Below are 2,708 nucleotides of genomic sequence, written 5' to 3' on the forward strand. Positions count from 1 at the left end.
AGTCAGGGGGGCGATCGATGAAGGTTTGTCAGAAGCTGGAAGCGGCAGGGTTTACCAAGATCGTAAATGTGGAAGGTGGAACTTCCGCATGGCAGTCGGCCGGACTTCCCGTAGTAGAGGGAAAGAAAGTCATGTCACTGGAAAGACAAGTGCGGATCGCCGCGGGGTCTCTCGTCGTAATCGGGGCGGTCGTTGGACAATTCGTGCATCCGGCTGGGTACGGATTATCGGCTTTCATCGGAGCAGGGTTGGTATTTGCCGGCGTAACTGACACCTGCGGGATGGGGATGATGATTGCCAAGATGCCCTGGAACCGGGCCTAGTAAGCATTCCTACCAGACTTCCACGGGGCCCTTGGGCACGCCGATTGCTTTTCTTTGTTTTGCCTGAAAGGCATCCTCTTCTTCCATGAAAGAGGCAACCATCGGTGCCATTTGATAACGCTTCAGCAATTCGCCCTTTTCATCGGTAAATTGTTTTCTCCATTCGAGGTAATCTGAAAGAACCTTATCAAAATCCGAACGAGAACTAATTCGTACCACTGCGGTGTTAAATGGTTTAACCGGTCCAAATCGTTTAGAATACCAGGGTGCTACTTTCCGAAACTGGAGCGATCCACGGTCTTCCCCAAATACTTCGACCATCAGGTCGTAATGCCTCCTCATAACGCGGATTCTCTCTTCAAAGCTCGGTTCGGCAGGTAGTTCACCCGAAACCAAGTATTGTTGGGTGTGTAGGAAAATCCAGGGATTATAAAACGCCCCACGCCCAGCGGATATTCCATGGCAACCCGTGTGATCTATCATGTGCTTAGCGGCTTGTGGTGTGGTCACATCTCCATTTCCTATTACCGGAATTTGATCTACCGCCTCCACAACCTGGCGGATGCCCTCCAAGTTCACAACTCCATCAAATCCTTGGGCACGGGTTCGACCATGTACAAATATGGCAGCCACGCCGGCATCTTCCAGAGCCCGGGCGAGATCCGGAGCAGTAAGGTTTTCATCATCCCAACCGAGTCGCATCTTGGCCGTGATCGGAACATCGACGGCACCGGTCATTGCCCGAATCAAATCCTGAGTTTTGGGGAGTTCGTTCATCATGCTGGCCCCGCCTCCGGTCTTGGTAACCTTGGGGACGGGGCAGCCCATATTAACATCGATTGAATCAACTCCATGTTCCTGCAAAATAATCGATGCATCCCGCATCTCTTCTTTGACTCCGCCGAATAGCTGGACGGAGAGGGGACTATCCTGCTGGTTGGTCTCGATTAATTTGAGGGCTTTAGGGTTCTTTTCAACAAGCGAGCGGGCATTAACAAGATCAGTGGTACAGAGATCAACCCCGCCGACTTCACGGATGACCAAACGGAAGGGCAGGTTGGTATAGCCTGCCAGGGGGGAAAGAAAAAGATTGGATCTAAGTTGTAGTTTGCCCAAAGAAAACATTAATCCTAATAATGATGGATTGGCTGTTTTTTACAATCCAACAAACTAAGTAAACTTGACATACATTTAAGGAAGCTCTGCAGTCTATTTCCGAAATAGAATAATAAGATTAATCGAGGTCAAAAATAGATATGTTATGGTCAAGAATATATAATCATAAAAATCCTCTTCGTGGATATTAGATATTATGTTCGAATTGATAATTTTAATGTACAGCTTAGTGTAACAGGCTAATAACATGGTGAGTAATCGACATATAAAAAAATATTACTTATTCCCTATTACTGTTGGGATGGTCTATTTCTTTTTGATTCAGCCAGTTTTAGCCAAAAAAGAGTTTTCTATTGAGGACACCTTCAAGACTCACTGTGTCGAGTGCCACGGGGCGAAGGGTAAGGTGAAAGGAGAAGTGAACCTTCTTTCTTTTACTCAGGGTAAGGATATTAAAAGTGATCCGGAACTGCTGCAGACGGTGCTGGAAGTGATCGACTTTGGAGAGATGCCACCGGAGGAAAACCAGCCTATTGACAAAACCGAGCGAAAAATGATTGTCTCCGAGTTGAAAAAGCTTTTGGAGGAAGCGGTTTCAGGAGCGAATGAGGAATGGGTGAATGCTCCGATTCGTAGAATGACGCGTTTTCAATATGCTAATGCAGTGAAGGATTTATTGGATTTAAAGGTAGAAGTGTTTCCCCTGCCTGAAAAGATGATGCGAGACCGGTCTGGATACTTTAAACCTGCATCCGGTAAAATGCCGTCGAAGATGACGGTAAGTAGTCGAGCTCTCGGGAAGTCCGGTCTCATTGAACCGAGAATGGATGGGGTGGCTCCATTTCCTCAGGACCTACGGGCTGAGCATGGTTATGATACTCAGGGAGATCATCTTTCTCTTTCCCCACTTCTGATGGAAGATTTCTTCCGGTTGAGCCGGAGTATCGTGAAAAGCCCTTCCTTTAACCAAAAGAACGTTGGCTCATGGACCAAATATTTTGGAGAACCTAAGCCAGAGGTTAATCAGATAGCTGAACTGAAGACTCGGTTACGCAGTCTGCTGACCTTGGCTTTCCGTCGACCGGTTCAAGATCAAACCTTCAGGAAATATTTTTCCTATGCCAAGCAACAAATAGATCAAGGTCTTGGGATGGGGGATGTAATGAAGGAAGTATTATCTGCAATTCTGGCATCCCCGCGTTTTCTTTATCTTTACGATCAGGATGATAAAGAGAGTACTCATCCAGATTCTAGTCAAAACTTGGATTT

The 2,708-nt window shown here is 46.7% G+C and carries 3 protein-coding genes; 2 read left to right on the forward strand and 1 reads right to left on the reverse strand.

Translation table 11 applies throughout. The features are described from left to right. Nucleotides 1-323: rhodanese-like domain-containing protein (locus ACKPQ5_RS05245; protein ID WP_407678052.1), on the forward strand; the 323-nt coding region annotated here is incomplete at its 5' end. Nucleotides 324-332: 9 nt separating this feature from the next. Here ACKPQ5_RS05245 and dusB read toward each other — a convergent pair. Next, on the reverse strand, nucleotides 333-1,448 hold the full coding sequence (gene dusB, locus ACKPQ5_RS05250) for a tRNA dihydrouridine synthase DusB (RefSeq protein WP_407678053.1): 1,116 nt from the start codon (nucleotides 1,446-1,448) through the stop codon (nucleotides 333-335). Nucleotides 1,449-1,755: 307 nt separating this feature from the next. Between dusB and ACKPQ5_RS05255 the strand changes: the two genes are divergently transcribed. Beyond that, on the forward strand, nucleotides 1,756-2,708 hold a 953-nt coding region (locus ACKPQ5_RS05255), incomplete at its 3' end, for a DUF1587 domain-containing protein (protein ID WP_407678054.1).

The sequence above is a fragment of the Candidatus Seribacter sulfatis genome, from assembly GCF_964187635.1.
Classification (GTDB): Bacteria; Verrucomicrobiota; Verrucomicrobiia; order Opitutales; family Seribacteraceae; genus Seribacter; species Seribacter sulfatis.

Bases quoted from the DNA above. Each gene is read 5' to 3' on its own strand.
- dusB (WP_407678053.1), bottom strand. From the start codon at position 1,448: ATGTTTTCTTTGGGCAAACTACAACTTAGATCCAATCTTTTTCTTTCC.